The sequence below is a fragment of the Microbacterium sp. F51-2R genome, assembly GCF_052180235.1.
Classification (GTDB): Bacteria; Actinomycetota; Actinomycetes; order Actinomycetales; family Microbacteriaceae; genus Microbacterium.
In genome coordinates this window covers 102,221-120,512 of the sequence record NZ_CP197470.1, presented here as the reverse complement: position 1 = coordinate 120,512, position 18,292 = coordinate 102,221, and the positions used below count along the sequence as shown (strand labels likewise).

General features: G+C 70.3%; 15 protein-coding genes and 4 tRNA genes. 8 read left to right on the top strand and 11 right to left on the bottom strand.

Translation table 11 applies throughout. The features are described from left to right. The first annotated feature begins 110 nt into the window (after positions 1–110). Complete coding sequence (gene dxs / locus ACSBPH_RS00590) at positions 111–2,066, top strand: 1-deoxy-D-xylulose-5-phosphate synthase (RefSeq protein ID WP_442575690.1); 1,956 nt, start codon at positions 111–113, stop codon at positions 2,064–2,066. 150 nt (positions 2,067–2,216) lie between these two features. Here the strand turns inward: dxs and ACSBPH_RS00585 are convergent, their stop codons facing one another. From ACSBPH_RS00585 to ACSBPH_RS00570, 4 genes are all read right to left on the bottom strand, one after another. Next, positions 2,217–4,361: a 3-hydroxyacyl-CoA dehydrogenase NAD-binding domain-containing protein gene (locus ACSBPH_RS00585; protein WP_442575689.1), complete on the bottom strand. Its 2,145-nt coding sequence runs from the start codon at positions 4,359–4,361 to the stop codon at positions 2,217–2,219. An 11-nt stretch (positions 4,362–4,372) separates the two neighbouring features. Further along, on the bottom strand, positions 4,373–5,578 hold the full coding sequence (locus tag ACSBPH_RS00580) for a thiolase family protein (protein ID WP_442575688.1): 1,206 nt from the start codon (positions 5,576–5,578) through the stop codon (positions 4,373–4,375). Positions 5,579–5,650: 72 nt separating this feature from the next. After that, on the bottom strand, positions 5,651–6,850 hold the full coding sequence (locus ACSBPH_RS00575; RefSeq protein WP_442575687.1) for an HRDC domain-containing protein: 1,200 nt from the start codon (positions 6,848–6,850) through the stop codon (positions 5,651–5,653). Then, the gene (locus ACSBPH_RS00570) at positions 6,843–7,433 is read right to left on the bottom strand and encodes a DUF3000 domain-containing protein (protein WP_442575686.1); all 591 of its coding nucleotides are present in this window, start codon (positions 7,431–7,433) and stop codon (positions 6,843–6,845) included. The genes ACSBPH_RS00575 and ACSBPH_RS00570 overlap by 8 nt, the downstream gene beginning before the upstream one ends. Before the next feature lie 25 nt (positions 7,434–7,458). Here ACSBPH_RS00570 and ACSBPH_RS00565 point away from each other — a divergent pair, with 25 nt between their 5' ends. After that, positions 7,459–8,682: an alpha/beta hydrolase family protein gene (locus ACSBPH_RS00565; protein ID WP_442575685.1), complete on the top strand. Its 1,224-nt coding sequence runs from the start codon at positions 7,459–7,461 to the stop codon at positions 8,680–8,682. Here ACSBPH_RS00565 and ACSBPH_RS00560 read toward each other — a convergent pair. From ACSBPH_RS00560 to ACSBPH_RS00550, 3 genes are read right to left on the bottom strand one after another with little or no spacing between them, the layout of a single operon-like run. Next, a complete protein-coding gene (locus tag ACSBPH_RS00560; RefSeq protein WP_442575684.1) occupies positions 8,651–9,409 on the bottom strand; it encodes a dihydrofolate reductase family protein in 759 nt (252 codons plus the stop codon). The genes ACSBPH_RS00565 and ACSBPH_RS00560 overlap by 32 nt on opposite strands. After that, the gene (locus ACSBPH_RS00555) at positions 9,406–9,846 is read right to left on the bottom strand and encodes a SufE family protein (RefSeq protein WP_442575683.1); all 441 of its coding nucleotides are present in this window, start codon (positions 9,844–9,846) and stop codon (positions 9,406–9,408) included. Before ACSBPH_RS00555 ends, ACSBPH_RS00560 begins: the two co-directional genes overlap by 4 nt. 42 nt (positions 9,847–9,888) lie before the next feature. Further along, positions 9,889–10,791, bottom strand: coding sequence for a sulfurtransferase (locus ACSBPH_RS00550; RefSeq protein WP_442575682.1), 903 nt, complete (start codon positions 10,789–10,791; stop codon positions 9,889–9,891). A 119-nt stretch (positions 10,792–10,910) separates the two neighbouring features. Between ACSBPH_RS00550 and zapE the strand changes: the two genes are divergently transcribed. From zapE to ACSBPH_RS00535, 3 genes are all read left to right on the top strand, one after another. Beyond that, entirely contained in the window at positions 10,911–11,939 is a 1,029-nt protein-coding gene (gene zapE, locus ACSBPH_RS00545; protein ID WP_442575681.1) for a cell division protein ZapE, read from the top strand. A 168-nt stretch (positions 11,940–12,107) separates the two neighbouring features. Next, positions 12,108–13,382: an ammonium transporter gene (locus ACSBPH_RS00540; RefSeq protein WP_442575680.1), complete on the top strand. Its 1,275-nt coding sequence runs from the start codon at positions 12,108–12,110 to the stop codon at positions 13,380–13,382. A 70-nt stretch (positions 13,383–13,452) separates the two neighbouring features. Beyond that, positions 13,453–13,971 carry a type II toxin-antitoxin system PemK/MazF family toxin gene (locus ACSBPH_RS00535; RefSeq protein ID WP_442575679.1) on the top strand — a complete coding sequence of 173 codons (519 nt, stop codon included), beginning with the start codon at positions 13,453–13,455 and terminating at the stop codon, positions 13,969–13,971. Between the two features lie 45 nt (positions 13,972–14,016). On the opposite strand, the gene ACSBPH_RS00530 is transcribed toward ACSBPH_RS00535, so the two are convergent. Beyond that, entirely contained in the window at positions 14,017–14,139 is a 123-nt protein-coding gene (locus ACSBPH_RS00530; protein WP_442575678.1) for a hypothetical protein, read from the bottom strand. 63 nt (positions 14,140–14,202) lie between these two features. Continuing rightward, positions 14,203–14,278: transfer RNA gene (locus tag ACSBPH_RS00525), tRNA-Val, on the bottom strand. Between the two features lie 148 nt (positions 14,279–14,426). Between ACSBPH_RS00525 and ACSBPH_RS00520 the strand changes: the two genes are divergently transcribed. The 3 genes from ACSBPH_RS00520 to ACSBPH_RS00510 all read left to right on the top strand — a co-directional run bounded on the left by ACSBPH_RS00520 (position 14,427) and on the right by ACSBPH_RS00510 (position 14,728). After that, positions 14,427–14,499, top strand: a tRNA-Gly gene (locus tag ACSBPH_RS00520). Between the two features lie 52 nt (positions 14,500–14,551). Next, a tRNA-Cys gene (locus ACSBPH_RS00515) sits at positions 14,552–14,625 on the top strand. A gap of 28 nt (positions 14,626–14,653) precedes the next feature. Next, positions 14,654–14,728: transfer RNA gene (locus ACSBPH_RS00510), tRNA-Val, on the top strand. Positions 14,729–14,763: 35 nt separating this feature from the next. Here the strand turns inward: ACSBPH_RS00510 and ACSBPH_RS00505 are convergent. Further along, positions 14,764–15,819, bottom strand: coding sequence for an alpha/beta fold hydrolase (locus ACSBPH_RS00505; protein ID WP_442575677.1), 1,056 nt, complete (start codon positions 15,817–15,819; stop codon positions 14,764–14,766). Then, positions 15,816–18,212, bottom strand: a complete 2,397-nt coding sequence (locus ACSBPH_RS00500; RefSeq protein WP_442575676.1) for a GMC oxidoreductase — start codon at positions 18,210–18,212, stop codon at positions 15,816–15,818. The genes ACSBPH_RS00505 and ACSBPH_RS00500 overlap by 4 nt, the downstream gene beginning before the upstream one ends. Positions 18,213–18,292 lie beyond the last annotated feature (80 nt).

The window sequence follows — 18,292 nt, the reverse complement described above, 5'->3', positions numbered from 1 at the left end:
AGTCTCCACACCGAGGCGTGCCCGCCGGGCGTCCGGGCAGCCGCGATTAGAATCGGACGAGGCGTCCGCACCCCGCGGGAGCCGTGCGCCCAGGGAAGCGAGGCAGTCGGATGGCGATTCTTCCGTCCATCACCGGACCCCGTGATCTCGACTCGCTGAGCGACGACGAGCTCGAGCAGCTGGCCGCCGAGGTCCGCGAGTTCCTCATCGAGAACGTCTCGCGCACGGGTGGGCATCTCGGCCCCAACCTCGGCGTCGTCGAGCTCACGATCGCGATCCACCGCGTCTTCGACTCGCCCGGCGACCCCATCGTGTTCGACACCGGCCACCAGTCCTACGTGCACAAGTTGCTGACCGGCCGCCAGGACTTCTCCAAGCTCCGGGCGCGCGGCGGCCTCGCGGGCTACCCGCAGCGGTCGGAGAGCCCCCACGACGTCGTCGAGTCTTCCCACGCCTCCAGCTCGCTCAGCTGGGCCGACGGCGTCTCGCGCGCCCTGACCCGCACGGGCCGTCGCGACCGCCACGTCGTGGCCATGGTCGGCGACGGCGCACTCACGGGCGGCATGACGTGGGAGGCGCTCAACAACATCTCCGACGACAACGACCGCAACCTCGTCATCGTCGTCAACGACAACGGCCGCTCCTACGCGCCGACGATCGGCGGGATGGCGCGCTACCTCAACCGCGTCCGCACGGCGGACGCGTACCAGACGATGCGCGGCTCGTCGGAGTCCTTCTTCCGCAAGTTCGGGCCGGCCGGCCGCGCGATGTACCGCGGCATGCGGGGGGCCACGCACGGCTTCCTCAGCCGGTTCACGAACAACGCCGCGCTCTACTCGAACCTCGACATCAAGTACCTCGGCCCCGTCGACGGCCACGACCTACCGTCGCTCATCGAGACTCTCAAGCTCGCGAAGGACTACGGCGCGCCGGTCATCGTCCACGCCATCACCGAGAAGGGACGCGGGTACGAGCCGGCCCTCCTCGACGAGGCCGACCAGTTCCACGCCGTCGGGCGCATCGACCCGCTCACCGGCGAGGCCCTCGGGGGCGCCGGCGGCACCGCGTGGACCGACGTCTTCGCAGAAGAGCTGCCGAAGATCGGCGAGGAGCGGTCCGACGTCATCGCGATGACGGCGGCGATGCTCCGCCCCACGGGGCTCCTGCCCTTCTCGCAGCGCTTCCCCGACCGCGTGTACGACGTCGGCATCGCCGAACAGCACGCCGTCGCCTCCGCCGCCGGCCTCGCCTTCGGCGGCCTTCACCCCGTCCTCGCGATCTACGCGACGTTCATGAATCGCGCCTTCGACCAGGTGCTGATGGATGTCGCGCTCCACCGCGCCGGCGTCACGTTCGTGCTCGACCGGGCCGGCGTGACGGGCCCCGACGGGCCGAGTCACCACGGCATCTGGGACCTCGCGATGCTGCAGATCGTCCCGCACATCCGCATCGCGGTCCCGCGCGACGCCGAGCGCCTGCGTGAGGAGCTGCGGGAGGCCGTCGCCGTCGACGATGCGCCCACCGTGCTGCGCTTCCCCAAGGGCACGGTGAGCCCCGAGCTGCCGGCCGTCGAGCGCCTCGAAGACGGCGTCGACGTGCTCGTGCAGAGCGAGTCGAAAGACGTGCTCCTCATCGGGATCGGGCCCATGGCGCACCTGGCCGTCGACGTCGCCGGCCGCCTGCGCGACCAGGGGATCGGCGCCACCGTCGTCGACCCGCGGTGGGTCGTGCCCGTGCAGCCGTCGATCGTGACGCTCGCGGCGGAGCACCGCCTCGTCATCACGATCGAAGACGGCATCCGCGTCGGCGGGATCGGCACACGCGTGCGCCAGGTGCTGCGCGAGGCGGGCGTCGACACGGCCGTCGACGAGCTCGGCGTGCCCGACGAGTTCATCGATCACGCGAGCCGCGAGCAGATCCTCGAGGATGCCGGGCTCACGGCCCCCAAGATCGCGCAGGACGTCGTCTCGCAGGTGCTGGGCACCCGCATCCCCGTCGCGCGCCAGACGCCCACGACCGAGATCCCCACGATCCCGGAGTGGGCCTCCCGCCGCTCCGACGGCTGAGACCCGCCGCTCCGACCGCTGACGGCTCAGAACCCGCCGCCCCGACGGCCGGCGCTCTGCGCGGTGCCTACGGCTCACCGAGCTCCGGCCCCGGCAACGCGACGAGGGCGGCCCCTGGCGAAGAAGGACCGCCCTCGGGCGACGGATGCCTCAGCCGCCGATGCCGCGGATCACCGGGTGGTGGAAGGTGTCGCCGAAGACGCGCTCCGACGCACCCTCACGGTCGAGGTAGGGCGATGCCCCGCCGTCGATGAAGGGCCAGCCCGCACCGAGGATGAGGCAGAGGTCGATGTCTTCGACCTCGGGAACCACGCCCTCGTCGAGCATGAGCTTGATCTCCTGCGCGAGGCCGTCCTGCACGCGGGCGAGGATCTCGGCCTCGCTCGCGGGCGTGGAGCCGACCGCGCCCTTGAGCACGCCCGATGCAGCCTTCGACCAGCCCGTCACACGGCCGGACCTGTCTTTCTCGACGACCTCCGGCAGCTCGGCGAGCCGGTGGAAGTTCTCGTTCGCGTAGAACCGGTCGGGGAAGGCGTGCGCCATCGTGTCCTGCACGTGGGCGGCGACCTTCCACCCGACGAGGTCGATGAGCTGGAACGGGGTCATCGGCAGTCCGAGCGGACGGAACGCGTTCTCGACGGCGAGGAGCGGTGTGCCCTCGTAGACGGCGCGCGCCGCCTCGCCCATGACCTTGGCGAGAAGGCGGTTCACCACGAAGCCGGGCGCGTCGGCCGTGAGGACGGCGTTCTTGCCGAGCCCCTTCGCGACGACGAAGGCGGTGGAGAGCGCGGCATCCGCCGTCTGCGGGGTCTTCACGATCTCGATCAGCGGCATGACGGCGACGGGGTTGAAGAAGTGGAAGCCGACGAGACGCTCGGGGTGCGCGAGCTTCGCACCGATCTCCTCGACCGAAAGCGAAGAGGTGTTGGTCGCGAGGATCGCGTCGTCGGCGATGATCTTCTCGATCTCGCCGAAGACCTGCTGCTTGACCCCGACCTCCTCGAAGACGGCCTCGATGACGAAGTCGCAGTCGGCGTAGAGGCTCTTGTCGGTGGTCCCCGTCACGAGCGCGCGCAGCCGGTTCGCGGCGTCGCCGTCCAGGCGGCCCTTCGCCTCGAGCTTGCCGATCTCGTCGTCGATGTACGCGAGACCCTTATCGACGCGTGCCTGGTCGAGGTCGGTGATGAGCACCGGCACCTGGAGCTTGCGCACGAACAGCAGCGCGAACTGGCTCGCCATGAGCCCCGCGCCGATGATGCCGACCTTCGTGACCTTCTTCGCCAGCTCCTTGTCGGGCGCCCCGACGGGACGCTTGGCGCGCTTCTGCACGAGATCGAACGCGTACATGGATGCCGCGAACTGATCGCCCGTGACGAGGTCGGCCAGCGCCTCGTCCTCGCGCGCGAAGCCCTCGGCCTTGGTGCCGCTCTTCGCCTTGTCGAGCAGCTCCAGCGCGGCGTACGGCGACTTCGGCACGGTGCCGATCTTCGACTCGAGCATGCCGCGCGCCATCTTGATCGCGATCGGCCACTTGGTGAGCCGCTCGATCTTGCCTGGCTCGTTCTTGCGGTGCACCTTGACCGAACCGCCGAGCACCCCGTCGGCCCACCGCAGCGAGTCCTCCAGGTAGTTCGCGGCGGGGAAGATCGCGTCGAAGATGCCGTAGTCGAACGCCTGCTGGGGCTTCAGCATCCGGTTCTGCTTCAGCGGATTCGAGATGACCACCTCGAGCGCGTTCTCGATGCCGATGAGGTTCGGAAGGAGATACGCGCCGCCCCAGCCGGGGATGATGCCGAGGAAGACCTCGGGCAGCGCGATCGCGGCGGCCGAGGCATCCACCGTCCGGTAGGTGCTGTTGAGCGCGATCTCGAGCCCGCCGCCGAGGGCCAGCCCGTTCACGAACGCGAAGGTCGGCACGCCGAGATCGTCGAGCCGTCCGAGCACGTGGTGGCCGAGCTGCGCCACGAGGCGCGCGGTGTCTTTCGAGTCGACCCGCGAGATGTCGGAGAGGTCGGCGCCGGCGGCGAGGATGTACTGCTTGCCGGTGATGCCGACCGCCTGGATCTCGCCGGCCGACGCCCGCGCCGACAGCGTCTCGAGCGTCGCGCCGAGCTCTTTCAGCGTGACGGGACCGAGCGTGTTGGGGCGGGTGTGGTCGCGGCCGTTGTCGAGCGTGATGAGGGCGAGCACCTTGCCGGAGGGAAGGCGGATGTCGCGCACGGTCGAGTGCGTGACGACCTCGCCGTCCGCGAGGGCGTCGAGGGGGGAGAAGTCGACTTCGTCGTAGTTCGTCATCGAGGGTGTTCCTACTTCCGCTTCTTGCCGTCGAAGTGCGGGTTCTCCCAGATGACCGACCCGCCCTGCCCGAGGCCGACGCACATCGCGGTGAGGCCGTAGCGGACGTCGGGGCGCTCGGCGAACTGGGCCGCGAGCTGGATCATGAGACGCACGCCCGAGGCGGCGAGCGGGTGCCCGAATGCGATCGCCCCGCCCCACGGGTTGACGCGGGGATCGTCGTCGGCGATGCCGAAGTGATCGAGCAGCGAGATGACCTGGATCGCGAACGCCTCGTTGAGCTCGAAGAGGCCGATGTCGTCGATCGTGAGTCCGGCCTTCTTGAGGGCCTTCTCGGTCGAGGGGATCGGGCCGATGCCCATGATCTCGGGCTGCACGCCGGCGAAGGCGAACGAGACGAGCCTCATCTTCGGCGCGAGGCCGAGCTCCTTGACGGCGCCGCCGCCCGCGAGGAGCGACATGGTCGCGCCGTCGGTCAGGGGCGACGACGTGCCGGCCGTGACCCGGCCGTGCGGGCGGAACGGGGTCTTGAGGGCGGCGAGGTCTTCCATCGTCGTGCCGGGGCGGCGGCCTTCGTCCTCCGTCGCGAGTCCCCACGCGCCGTCGGCGCCCTTGATCGCGACCGGCACGAGGTCGGGCTGGATCTTGCCGGCGTCGTAGGCGGCCTGCACCTTGTGCTGGCTCAGCATGCCGAAGCGGTCGGAGCGCTCTTTGGTGAGGTGCGGGAAGCGATCGAAGATGCGCTCGGCCGTGACGCCCATGTTGAGGGCGCCCGGGTCGACCATCCGCTCGGCGACGAAGCGCGGGTTCGGGTCGGCGTTGCCGCCGATGGGGTGGTGGCCCATGTGCTCGACACCGCCCGCGAGGGCCACGTCGTACATGCCGACGCCGATCGACGCCGCCATGGTCGTGACGCTCGTCATCGCGCCCGCGCACATGCGGTCGATCGCGAACCCGGGAACCGTCTGCGGCAGTCCCGCCAGGATTGCCACGGACCGGCCGAGGGTCAGGCCCTGGTCGCCCGTCTGCGAGGTCGCGGCGATCGCGACGTCGTCGATGCGCTCCGCGGGAAGCCCCGGGTTGCGCTCCATGATCCCGATGGTCGCCTTGACGGCGAGGTCATCGGCGCGGGTGTTCCAGTACATGCCCTTTTCGCCGGCGCGCCCGAACGGGGTGCGCATGCCATCGACGAAGAAGACGTCCGAAATCTCGGCCACTCTGCCTCCAGAAACTAGGTTTCTCCCACCCTAGGAGGGGCCCCGAACGCGCTGGAATCGGGTGGCGGAAACCTACGAAGCGGTTTCCGGGGCCTCCGACGGCGGTTGCACGGATTCCACAAAGGCATCGACGATCACCTGTGCAGTCTGCTCAATCTGCCACGGCCTCGCGCCGAGTTCCGCCAACGCCTGGCCGACGGATGCCGCGTCCAGCGGCTCCGGGGGAGCCCACGCGACGCGGCGGAGAAGCTCGGGGGTCAGCAGATTCTCCACGGGCATCTCGAGCTGGGAGGCGACCTCTTCGATGACCGGCCGCGCGCGCTTGAGCCGCGCGTCGGCGGCCGGATTGCGGTCGGACCACGCCCGCGGCGGCGGAAGCGAGTCGCCTCCCGCGCCGCGCTCGCTCGGAAGCTCGGCGGTGGCGCGGCCCTCCTCGATGGCGGCCCACCAGCGGTCCAGCTGCGTGCGGCTCGCGCGCCCGGTGAACTCCTTCACCTTCGCGAGGTCGGTCTTGCTCTTCGGGTCGGCGATCACGGCGGCCACGAGGGCGCGGTCGGGGACGAGCCGGCCGGGCGAGACATCCTCCGCCTGTGCGAACTCCTCACGCGCCACCCAGAGGGCGCGTGCGATCGCGAGCGAGCGCCGGCCCCGCACGGTGTGCAGACCGCTCAGGCGCCGCCACGGCTCTTCGCGGGCGGGCTTGGGCGGCCGGTCGAGGACGGCCTGGAACTCCTCGAGGGCGAACCGGGTCTTGCCCTGCTCCTCGAGATGCTCGGCGAGCACGTCTCTCACGTCGACGAGGTGCTCGACATCGAGCGCCGCGTACTCGAGCCAGGCCTGGGGGAGAGGCCGGGTCGACCAGTCCGAGGCGGAGTGCGCTTTCGCGAGCGCGATCCCGAGCGTCTCCTCCACGACCGCGCCGAGGCCCACCCGCTCGCGCCCGAGCAGCCGCGAGGCCAGCTCGGTATCGAAGATCGATGCCGGCACGAGGCCGAGCTCGCGCAGCGACGGGAGGTCCTGGCTTGCGGCGTGGAGCACCCACTCGGCATCGCCGATCGCCGCCTGCAGCGCCGTGAAGTCGCCGATCGGCGGCGGGTCGAAGAGGAACAGCCCCGCGCCGCGGCGGAAGACCTGCACGAGGTACGCCCGCTGCGAGTACCGGAATCCCGAGGCGCGCTCGACGTCGACGGCCACGGGCCCGATGCCGCCTGCGAGGACGGATGCCGCGCGCTCGAGGCCGGCGAGGTCGGCGATGACGTCGTACTCAGCCACGGGGCGACCTGCGCGATCCGAGCAGCGTGATGCCCTCCGACCCGGGCGGGAGACCGGCCAGCATGCAGAGGAGCTCGGCCCAGGCTTCGACGTGCGGGCCGATGGGTCCGGACGGCGACCACGAGGCCCGCAGTTCGATCTGCGCGCCGTCGCCCTCGGCCGCGAGCGTGCCGAAGCCCTTGGACAGTGTCTTGGTGGCGGTGCCGGACGCGGCGCGGTAGCCGGCATGGCGGGAATCGAGAGCATCCACGAGCCACGACCATGCCACATCGGCGAGCAGCGGGTCGACTCCGATGTCGGGTTCGAGCGGGGCTTGGGCGAAGCAGACGATGCGCCAGGCCCCCTCCCACGCCGACGGCTCGTCGTCGTCGTGCAGCAGGACCAGTCGCCCCGTCCCGAAGGGGGAGTCCTCGGCACCGCCTTCGGGACGCACATCGGCGGCGAGCGCCAGCGCGTCGGGCGCCAGACCGGTCGGCGCGGCGATCTCGCGGACGACGAGGTCGTCGCGGAAGCTCATCGAGCGCACGTCCGCGGTCGCCTGCGCGAACGACGGCGGCGCCGCCGGGGGACGAAGCTCAGCCACGCGGACAGACTAGAGTGAGGCCTCGATGGTCACTCCCAGGCGCGCCGCGACGGGCGGCGCCACACCCGCACTGATCGCCGGCGTCCGAGCGGCGCTGGTGACGCTGAGCATCGCGCTCGGGGGAGTGCTGGGCCTCATCGGAGTGCTCTCGGTCCACACGGCGCGGAAGATCGTGACGCCCGCCAACCGGGTGGCCGACACGAAGATCCTGAACCTCGACACGGCGGCCCAGACCATCACGCTGAGCCGCACCCCCGACACGGAGCTGCCGGGGCGCTACGGGCTCTTCACCACCGGCACGGCGTCGTACATCAAGCTCGGCTCCGTCCTCGCGGAGGACGACCACTCCGTCAAGCGCAAGCTCCTCACCCACATCGGCCCGGCATCGCAGCTGGCGCCGGACGCGGCGTTCAGCGGGTGGTACTACGACAAGCCCGAAGAGCTGCACATCCCCTTCACGCCCGAGCTCATCGGCTCCGCCGTGGGGCCGTGCCCGGCCTGGCTCTTCCCCGCCGCGCTCCCGAGCGACACGTGGGTCATCCAGGTACACGGCCGCGGCACGAACCGCGCGGAGTGCCTCCGGGCGGTGCCGCTCTTCCACGGCCTCGGCATGACGACGCTCGTCGTGTCGTACCGCAACGACGGCGAAGCGCCGCGCAGCCGCACGGGCACCTACACGCTCGGGGCGACCGAGTGGCGTGACGTGGATGCCGCCCTCGGCTTCGCCCGCCGGCGCGGCGCACGGCACGTCATCCTGATGGGATGGTCGATGGGGGGCGCCATCGCGCTGCAGGTCGACCTGAACTCCGCGCACCGCGACCTCATCGCGGGCCTCATCCTCGAGTCGCCGGTGATCGACTGGCGCGTCGTCCTGGACTACCAGGCGAAGCTCTCCCGCCTCCCCGGTCCTGTGAAGGGCCTCGCGATCGGCGCGCTGCAGTCGGAATGGGCGACCCCCGTGACGCGGACGGGAACGCCGATCCCGTTCGATCGCCTCGATGTCGTCGCACGGGCGGCCGAGCTGCGGCATCCGGTCCTCATCCTGCACAGCGACGACGACGGATTCGTGCCCTCCGACGCGTCGCACGAGCTCGCCGTGCGTCGCCCCGACCTCGTCGAGATGCAGGTGTTCGAAGTCGCGCGGCACACCAAGCTCTGGAACTACGATCAGGACCGCTGGTCCGAGAGCATCCGCTCGTGGCTCGACCGCCACGGCCTCATTCCTGCACGCGAAGGCGCAGGTAGCTGAAGCCCGCGTCGTCGACGAGCATGCCGGCGACCGTCGAGGAGACCCGATCGGTCAGGTCGAGGAACGGATGCCGCACCGGTTCGAGCACGGGAGACACCGTCACGCAGATCTCGTCGACGACGCCGGCCTCGACGAACTGGGTCGCGAGCCCGGGGCCGCCCTCGCAGACGATCCGGCGGAGGCCCTCGGTCTGGAGCGCCGACACGATGTCGCGGGGTGCGAGCCGTCCGCCTTCGGCGTCCACGGGCCGCACCTCCACGGGCTGACCGGCCAGCGCCGTGCGCACATCGTCGGCCCGATCGGCGGGGCACAGCACGATCGCGGGGGGCCGGCCTTCGCGGCCCTCCGTGCGGAGGCCGTCCTCGCCGAGGTCGCCCGAGTTCGTGACGATCGCGAGCCGTGCCGACTTGGGGAGGAGGTAGCCCTCGGCGCGCACGGTCTGGGCTCCGACCACGACGACGTCGGCGGCACGGCGGACGGCGCCCAGCACGTATCGATCCGTGCGCGAGGTGATCGTCTCGCTCGTGCCGTCCTCGCCCGAGGTCGCGCCGGTGATGGTCGTGATCATGTTGAGCCGCACGTAGCCGTCGCTCTCGACGGCGTAGCGACGCGACATCCACTCCTCCGCCCCGTCGTCCGCGATGCGGACCGACGAGAGCGTGCGGGGGATGACCTCGATGACGCTCCCGACGTCGGCCGGTCCGTCCTGTGCCGTCGGCGTCGTCATGCCGCGACCTTCGCGCGCACCTGACGCTTGGCGCGGATGAGCATGCCGGTCATGCCGGCGATCCGGAGCGGCGACACGGCGCGCGTCAGGCCGATGCTCTGGGGGAAGTCGTCGGGGATCGCCAGCACCGCGTCGGGCGAGAGGCCCGTGATGCCCTGCGCCAGGATGCTCGCGAAGCCACGCGTCGTCGGCGCCTCCTTGGGCGCTGTCGCATGCATCTCGACGCGGCCCTCGGCGTCGACGTCGAGGATGATGTACACCGGCGACTGGCACTCCGCGACCCGTTCGGCCAGCTCGGGGTGACCGTCGTATCGCGCGGGGACTTCGGGCAGCTCGTTGGAGAACTCCAGGAGCAGCTGCAGCCGGTCGGATTCGGGCAGCTCGAGGAACTCGTCGCGGATCGCGGCGAGGCTCTCGGGAAGGACGGCATCGGTCATCCCTCCCATCCTTCCACGGGGGAGAGGAGGTGGACCGGGGCGTCAGCGACCAGGGACCTCGCCGGGCTCGTCGCCGGTGGCGATCGGAACGCGCACGGCGCTTCCCCACTCCGTCCACGAGCCGTCGTAGTTGCGGACCTTGTCGAAGCCGAGGAGGTGGTGCAGGACGAACCACGTGTGGCTCGACCGCTCGCCGATGCGGCAGTACGCCACGATGTCGTCGCCGTCCTTCAGGCCCGCCTCGCCGCGGTAGACGGCGTCGAGCTCGGCGCGCGTCTTGAAGCCGCCGTCGGCGGCGACGGCGCGGGCCCACGGCACGCTCTGCGCCGACGGGATGTGGCCGGCCCGGAGGGCGCCCTCTTCGGGGTAGGCGGGCGCCGACGTGCGCAGGCCGCTGTACTCCTCCGGCGAGCGCACGTCGATGAGAGGGTTGCCGAGGTGGGCGAGCACGTCGTCCTTGTAGGCGCGCAGCGACGAGTCGTCGCGCTCGACGACGGGGTAGTCGCTCGGCGCGGGGGACGAGGCATCCGTCGTCAGAGGACGCCCCTCGGCGATCCACTTGTCGCGTCCGCCGTCGAGCAGGCGCACGTCTTCGTGGCCGAAGAGCGAGAACACCCAGAGTGCGTAAGCGGCCCACCAGTTGTTCTTGTCGCCGTAGATGACGACGGTGTCGTCGCGGCGGATGCCCTTGCGCCGCAAGAGCGCCGCGAACCCCTCGCCGTCGACGTAGTCGCGCACGACCGGGTCGTTGAGCTCGGTGTGCCAGTCGACCTTCACCGAGCCCGGGATGTGTCCGGTCTCGTACAGCAGGACGTCCTCGTCGGATTCGACGACGACGAGGCCGGGCTGCCCGAGGCGCTCCTGGAGCCAGTCGCCGGTCACGAGACGGCCCGGCTCGGAGTACTCGGCGAACTTGGGGGAAGACGTGTCGAACTCGACGGTCAAGGGGCGCTCCTCGGGTCAGGGGGCAGGTGGCGACGGCGTAGGGTTGAACGCGCGCTTCCGACCCTAGATTCCCCGGGCCGCGGGCGCATCCACCCCGTAAGACGGCGATACAGGATGAGATGACCACGACGGCTCCCGGAATCGTGCACCTGACGCAGCGGGCGCCGCAGGTCACGGGCGCAGACATGGTCGCCGCGCTCGTGCCCCCGCCGCAGTTCGACGGGGCGACGTTCGACTCGTACCGCGCCGACCCCGCCTACCCGTCGCAGCAGGAGGCGAAAGACGTCCTCATGGCTTTCTCGGGCCTCGGGCAGCCGGCCCCGCGCGGAGGCCTCTTCCGCCGCGCGAAGAAAGGCCCCGAGCTCAAGCCCGGCGTCTACCTCGACGGCGGCTTCGGTGTCGGCAAGACCCACCTGCTCGCCTCGATCTATCACGCGATGCCCGCACGGCGGAAGTACTTCGGCTCGTTCATCGAGTACACGGCGCTCGTCGGCGCCCTCGGCTACCAGAACACCGTGGAGCTCTTCCGCGGGTCGGACCTCCTCTGCATCGACGAGTTCGAGCTCGACGACCCGGGCGACACGATGGTGATGACGCGCCTCCTCGGCGAGCTCGTGGCCGGCGGCACGCGGATGGCCGCGACATCCAACACCCCGCCGAACGCCCTCGGCGAGGGGCGGTTCGCCGCGCAGGACTTCCTGCGCGAGATCCACGCAATGTCGGCCAACTTCCAGACGCTCCGCATCGACGGCACCGACTACCGCCAGCGCGCCATCGACGGGCACGCGCTCGCGCTCGCCGACGCCGACTACGAGCGGGCGATCGCGGATGCCGCGACCGGCGGCGCCACGTCGGACGACGCCTTCCCGGCACTCGTCGACCACCTCTCGCGCGTGCACCCGAGCCGGTACATCCGGCTCATCGAGGGGCTCTCGACGATCGGGCTGCGCAGCGTCGCGGAGTTCGACGACCAGTCCGCGGCGCTGCGCTTCGTCGCCTTCGTCGACCGCGCGTACGACGCGCAGATCCCGATCCGCGCGACGGGGCTGCCGCTCGACCAGGTCTTCGGCGAGGAGATGCTCGGCGGCGGGTACCGCAAGAAGTACCTTCGCGCCATCTCGCGCCTGGTCGCGCTGACCAACGACTGACAGGCATTCCGCGGGCGACGTGGAGTCGCCCGAAACCTGATGTTTACAGGGACCGGGTACGCGTAACAGACGCGAAACAGCCATCCCGGCCTGCGGTAACGGGGGCTCGTGACAATGGGCGCACCCGACGCTACATTCCTGCGTCCCTGCAGAGAGGTTCCTCCTGAGATGGATCAAGGCAACACCGCATTCATCCTCCTAGCAGCCGCGCTCGTTCTCCTCATGACGCCGGGTCTGGCGTTCTTCTACGGCGGGCTCGTGAAGGCCAAGAGCGTCATCAGCATGATGATGCTGAGCTTCGGCGCCATGGGTCTGATCGGCGTGCTGTGGGTGCTCTACGGCTACGCGGTCGCATTCCCCGCGACGGCCGTCGGGCAGATCCAGTTCCCGTGGACGGTCGACCCCGCCGAGTTCGGACTTTCGAGCCTGCTTGTGACACCCGAGGGCGCGGCCTACCCGCCGCTCGCCTTCGTCGCGTTCCAGGCGACGTTCGCGATCATCACCGTCGCGCTCGTCTCGGGCGCCATCGCCGACCGCGCGAAGTTCGGCGCGTGGATGCTCTTCGCGACCGTGTGGGCGACGATCGTCTACTTCCCCGTCGCGAGCTGGGTCTTCAACTTCGGTCTGGCCGATGACGGCAGCTTCTCGTACGGCGGCTGGATCACGTACGGCATGCAGACCTGGTTCGGCGTCGGGGCGATCGACTTCGCGGGTGGCACGGCGGTGCACATCAACGCCGGCGCCGCCGCCCTCGCCCTCGCCCTCGTCCTGGGCAAGCGCGTCGGCTTCCAGAAGGGCATCCAGGTGCCCCACAACCCGCCGTTCGTTCTCCTCGGCGCGGGTCTGCTGTGGTTCGGCTGGTTCGGCTTCAACGCCGGCTCCGAGCTCGCCGCCGACAACACCGCCGCCATCGCGTTCGTCAACACGATCGCCGCTCCCGCCGCCGCGCTTCTGGCCTGGCTCGTCGTGGAGAAGATCAAGGACGGCAAGCCGACGTCGGTGGGCGCCGCGTCCGGCGCCGTCGCGGGCCTCGTCGCCATCACCCCCGCCTGCGCCGCGCTGACCCCCTTCTGGGCCATCGTGCTGGGTCTCCTGGCCGGCGCCGTGTGCGCCATCGCCATCGAGCTGAAGTTCAAGTGGGGCTTCGACGACTCGCTCGACGTGGTGGGCATCCACCTCGTGGGCGGTCTTCTCGGCACGCTGTACCTCGGCTTCTTCGCCAACGGCACGGGCCTCATCTACAGCGGCAGCTTCACGCAGCTGCTGGTGCAGGCGATCGCCGCCGTCACGGTTCTCGTGTACTCCTTCGTGCTCGCCTACGCCATCGGCTGGATCATCCAGAAGACGATCGGCTTCCGCGTGAAGAACGAGGACGAGATCGCGGGCATCGACACCGTCGTGCACGGCGAGGAGGGCTACGTCCTCACCGACAGCCGCGGCTGACAGGCAAGACGGAAGGGGCGTCGCGCGCTGCGCGGCGCCCCTTCCGCACGTCCGGTTAGTGTGGGGGACCATGACTGCTCGCCGTGGCCTTCTCGGCGCCCTCAAGGCGCTCCTGACCCCGTTCACGCGCACGCCGCAGCCCGCCGGCCCCCGCGTGGAGGGTCGCTCCGGCTCCGCCGCGACCATCGAGGTCGAGCCGCCACCCGCCCAGGGGCTGCGCATCGCGTACCACCCCGAGCGCGACGGCGATCCCGACGCCGGCGAGATCGTCTGGACCTGGGTGCCGTACGCCGAGCGCGACGGCCGCGGCAAAGACCGGCCGGTGCTCGTCATCGGCCGCCAGAACGGGTCGCGCGTCTACGCCGTTCGTCTGACGAGCAAGGCGCACGACGGCGACCGCGACTTCCTCGCGATCGGGTCGGGACCGTGGGATCCGCAGGGCCGATCGTCGTGGGTCGACATCGAGCAGCTCTACAGCGTGCACGCCGACGGCATGCGGCGCGAGGCATCCGCCCTCGATCCCGACCGCTTCGCACGCGTCGCACGCGCTCTTCACGCCCGGTACGGCTGGGCCGTCGACGGCGTCTGAGCAGCCTGGGACGGCGGACCAGATCGTCGGCAGCGGGCTCGCCGCTCAGCCGTAGTGGAACTCCACCGCCCTGCGCTGGCCGAAGACGAGCACTAGGTACAGCGCGAGAACTCCGATGATGAGCGCCGACACACCGATCGCGAGAGCTTTCAGGGCAGTTCGGAGCACGTCAGTCCTGGGGGGAAGAGACCTGTTTCGGGGGGAGGATCCGCGGCGATCGCCGGGTTGTCTTGGTGGGCGATACCAGACTCGAACTGATGACCTCTTCCGTGTGAAGGAAGCGCGCTACCAACTGCGCCAATCGCCCGTGGCCCCGTGGGGCCGAGTCACGATCCTACCGGATGCCGCAGGGCTGCACGAATCACACGGGTGTGACACGCGCGGGCCGCACCCGGTTTTGCACCGGCGCGACGATCGGCTAAAGTCATGGAAGCGCCGGAGAGATCCGGAGTAACGCGGATGTAGCGCAGTTGGTAGCGCATCACCTTGCCAAGGTGAGGGTCGCGAGTTCGAGTCTCGTCATCCGCTCGAGTGCAGGGACTCCTTTCGGGGAGTCACGGCACGTGGGGTCAAACCACACGGTGGCGTGGCCGAGCGGCTAGGCACCGGCCTGCAAAGCCGTTTACACGGGTTCGAATCCCGTCGCCACCTCCACTCCCGGTCCCGACCGGAGCACGATCTCGGGCGATTGGCGCAGCGGTAGCGCGCTTCCCTGACACGGAAGAGGTCACTGGTTCGATCCCAGTATCGCCCACCACTAAAACCCCCGGTTCGCCGGGGGTTTTTCGTCGTTCAGGCGGGTTTCGCGTCGAGCGCCGAGAGGAACTGCGGGAAGACCTCGATGTGAGCGCGGTGGCCGACGAAGACGTCGGCGTGGCCGTACCTGCGGATCACGCTGAGCGAGTGCACGCCGGGCTGGTGCCGCTCGAGGTAGGCGTACGTCGCCTTCTGGCTCTCGGGGAGGAACGCCCGGTTGTCGGCACCCGTGAAGAGGGCGAATCGCGCGGTCGACCTCGGCGCCTGGTCGGCGTAGCGCGCCGGCATGCCGTCGGCCGGCTGCATGGCGACGATCTGCTTCGCGCGCTGCGATGCCGCGACCTGCGCGTACAGGCTCATCGGGATCTGGCCGAACTCGCCGCCCAGCCACCGGTGCGTCGCCGCGTCGAGGTTGCTGTGGTGCCACAGCGCGGGGTGCCCCGAACCCAGGGCGAAGCTCGCCATGTTGCAGGCGGGCTCACGGCATTCGGCATGCCACAGCCGCACGGCATTGCGCGTCGCACGACGGACGCCTCGTTCCGGCCCGTCGCCCCACGCGACGTCGACGTACGGCTCGCGACCCTGGAACAGGGGGCGGAGCACCCCCAGCTTGACCTTCGCGAACCGGGGGATCACGGGGTGGAGCGAGACCGAGTTCGAGACGACGGTGTCGACCTCGGGCACGAGGCCCGCCACGACCGCCATGCTGAGGCTCGACGAGCCCTGGCAATGCGCGATCGCCTTGATGCTCGGCGCCCCCGTCGCCTCGACGATATGGCGGACGGCGACGGGGTGGTCGTTGCGGGCGACGTCGTCGAGGGTCCACGGGATGCGCGCGAGGTCGGTCGAGCCGCGCCAGTTCAGCATCCAGACGTCGCGCCCGTCCTCGAGGAGCACGTCGACCAGCGAGCGGATCGCGGGAGGACGGAACGACTCGGCGCGCATCCCCGCGCCATGGACGAGGAGGACGGGCGCCTTGGTCGGCTCCTGCGGCCCGCGGACGTGGATGAGCGTCAGGGCGACGCCGTCCTCGGCGCGGAGGAAGTGCGGCTCGTCGACGTGGAGCCGGCGATTCGTCGCGACGACGGTCACCGCCCCGCCCCCTTCCGTGCGGAGGAGGCCGGCTCCTTCGAAGCGGGCGGGAGGTAGGCATCCATCACCGACTTGGTGAAGAAGGCGCCGAAGCGCGCGATCGACTGGAGCGGCCCGCCGCCAGAGCCCTTGAACGTCGTCAACTGGCGGGCGAAGTCGGCGGGGAGGATCTTCAGCACGCCGGCGCCGATGACTTCGCCCGTGCCGTCATCCGATCCGTTCTCGCCGGGCGGGACGTGCCCCTTCATGAGCCTGATGTACAGGGTCGACGTGTCGGTCCAGATGTCGAAGCCGGGGTCGTCGCGCACGGTCTTGAAGCCGTACATCGTCAGGGGCGTCCCCGACATGTCGCTGAACCACAGCCGGTACCGCATCTCACGGGTGCCTTCGTGCTCGGTGTCGACGAAGAGGTTCGCCCAGCCCCGCTGCACGGGCAGCTGACCCCCAAGAATGTCGCAGTCGACGTAGCCGTCGGCCACCGCGGTGTGATCGTCGCTGCCGACGAAGCGCTCCACGTCGGGCGCCGTGATCGTGAGCGTGAACATGAACCGCTGCGTCAGCTGGCGGCCAAGACGCCAGCCCGTCAGGGGATCGGCCTGCCCGAGCGCGACGAAACCGCGCATCTTCTCCGTGAACTCCATGCCGCGGCCCGCCGCCGGATCGACCGGCGCGCTCACCGCCGGCTCCTCGACCGGCGCGGGCGCGTTCGCGCGCCGGCGCTTCACGCGCGGCTTCTCCAGCGCATGCTCGACCGCACGGTCGGACATCGCGGCGATCGTGAGCGAGGGGTTGGGACCGACGGGACCGGGCACGGCCGAGCCGTCGACGACGAAGAGGCCCGGGTGCCCGAACGACTCGTTCCAGCTGTCGACGACGCCCTCGTGCACGTGGCGCCCCATCGGCGTGCCGCCGAGCGGATGCACCGTGATGACGCGCTTGGTCCACCACAGCGGATTGTCGCGGAAGCGCCCGCCAAGGGTGTCGGAGATGTCCTTCATCGTGCTGCGCATCGCGTCGAAGTACTCGGCGCTCGTCGCCGTCGTCCACTCGACGTCGAGCTCGCCGTCGGTGAGCGTGATCTTGCCGTCGGGGGTGTCGCGCCCCATGCCGAGGAGGGGGAGCGAGCTCGACGTGAGGCGCCCCTGCCCGACGAGCTTGGCGACCTCGGCCGAGATCGTCGACTCGTTCTTCTCGCTCAGGCGATACGAGATGAGCTGGCGCACGACGGCCGCCGCGCGCTTCATCGACGAGGTGACCTGCGCCGTCTCGATGAGCCAGTTCGCGAACTCCGGGAAGCCGGCCTCCTGCACGTAGTAGCCGCGGCCCGCACCCTCCTCGTCGACGCCGTCGGGTCGGCGGATCGCCGTCGTGATGACGGGGCCGTACGCGGGGTCGATGAGGCGCTGGTGGCCGGCGTCCGACGTGGACTGCGCCGCGAGCGAGAAGGTGAGCAGATCGCCGTTGCCGCTGAACCGCGAGCCGAGTGCGCGCCCGAGGGCCGGCAGGGCGACCCTGTTGCGCAGGAGCAGCGTCGTCGAGCCGAATGTTCCCGCGCCCAGGAAGAGCTGGTCGCACGTGATGCGCACGTCGACGCGGCCGCGCTTGCCGTCGCTCTCGGGCTCGGTGCCGTACTGCGTGTAGCGCACCTCGTATCCGCCGTCGGGGAGCGGCGTCACGCCGAAGACGTCGGCGAGGGTGCGGATGTCGGCGCCCTTGTGCTTCGCGGCGGAGAGGTAGTTGTGATCCAGCGTGTTCTTCGAGCCCTCGTTGCAGCCGATGTCGCACTCCCCGCACAGGCGGCAGGTCAGGCGGGTCGCGCCGTGGATGTTCCCGTACGCGGGCTCGTCGATGATCTGCTTGGGCTGCGCCGGCGCACCGGGGTGCGGCGCGAACGAGATCGCCAGCGGAGGGGAGAAGCTCTCCAGTCCCAGGCTGGCCGCGGCATCCCGCAGCGCCTTGGCCTTGGGGAGATCGGGGTAGGGGTTCGTCGCAGGCGTCATCATCGCCTCGACGGCGTCGTAGTGCCGCTCGAGGTCGCCGCGGCCGATGGGCCAGTTCTCGTACCCGCCGCCCGGAAGGGGGGAGTCGTGCACGAACCAGCGTTCGTCCTTGCGGAGCAGGACGTTGGCGTAGATGAGCGATCCTCCGCCGAGGCCCGCCGAGACGATGCCCTCGATCTTGCGGAACGAGCGGATGTCGAAGAGTCCGAACAGCTCGTCCTTCGGCTCCCAGAAGGCTCGGCTCATCTCGTACGGGCTGCGCGCGAAGCTGCCCGGCGGGTAGGCGCGACCCCGCTCGAGCACGACGACCGACCGACCCGCGTCGGCGAGCCGGAAGGCCGAGACCGAGGCGCCGAAGCCCGAACCCACCACGACGGCGTCGACGTGTTCCACCTGTGCCCCCACAGCTGTCCCTTCCGGTGCGCGGTCCGTCACCGAGCCCCCCACCGCCACCAGTGCTCACGCTAGTGAGG

Bases quoted from the DNA above. Each gene is read 5' to 3' on its own strand.
- dxs (WP_442575690.1), top strand. From the start codon at position 111: ATGGCGATTCTTCCGTCCATCACCGGACCCCGTGATCTCGACTCGCTG.
- ACSBPH_RS00585 (WP_442575689.1), bottom strand. From the start codon at position 4,361: ATGACGAACTACGACGAAGTCGACTTCTCCCCCCTCGACGCCCTCGCG.
- ACSBPH_RS00565 (WP_442575685.1), top strand. From the start codon at position 7,459: ATGGTCACTCCCAGGCGCGCCGCGACGGGCGGCGCCACACCCGCACTG.
- ACSBPH_RS00560 (WP_442575684.1), bottom strand. From the start codon at position 9,409: ATGACGACGCCGACGGCACAGGACGGACCGGCCGACGTCGGGAGCGTC.
- ACSBPH_RS00555 (WP_442575683.1), bottom strand. From the start codon at position 9,846: ATGACCGATGCCGTCCTTCCCGAGAGCCTCGCCGCGATCCGCGACGAG.
- zapE (WP_442575681.1), top strand. From the start codon at position 10,911: ATGACCACGACGGCTCCCGGAATCGTGCACCTGACGCAGCGGGCGCCG.
- ACSBPH_RS00540 (WP_442575680.1), top strand. From the start codon at position 12,108: ATGGATCAAGGCAACACCGCATTCATCCTCCTAGCAGCCGCGCTCGTT.
- ACSBPH_RS00535 (WP_442575679.1), top strand. From the start codon at position 13,453: ATGACTGCTCGCCGTGGCCTTCTCGGCGCCCTCAAGGCGCTCCTGACC.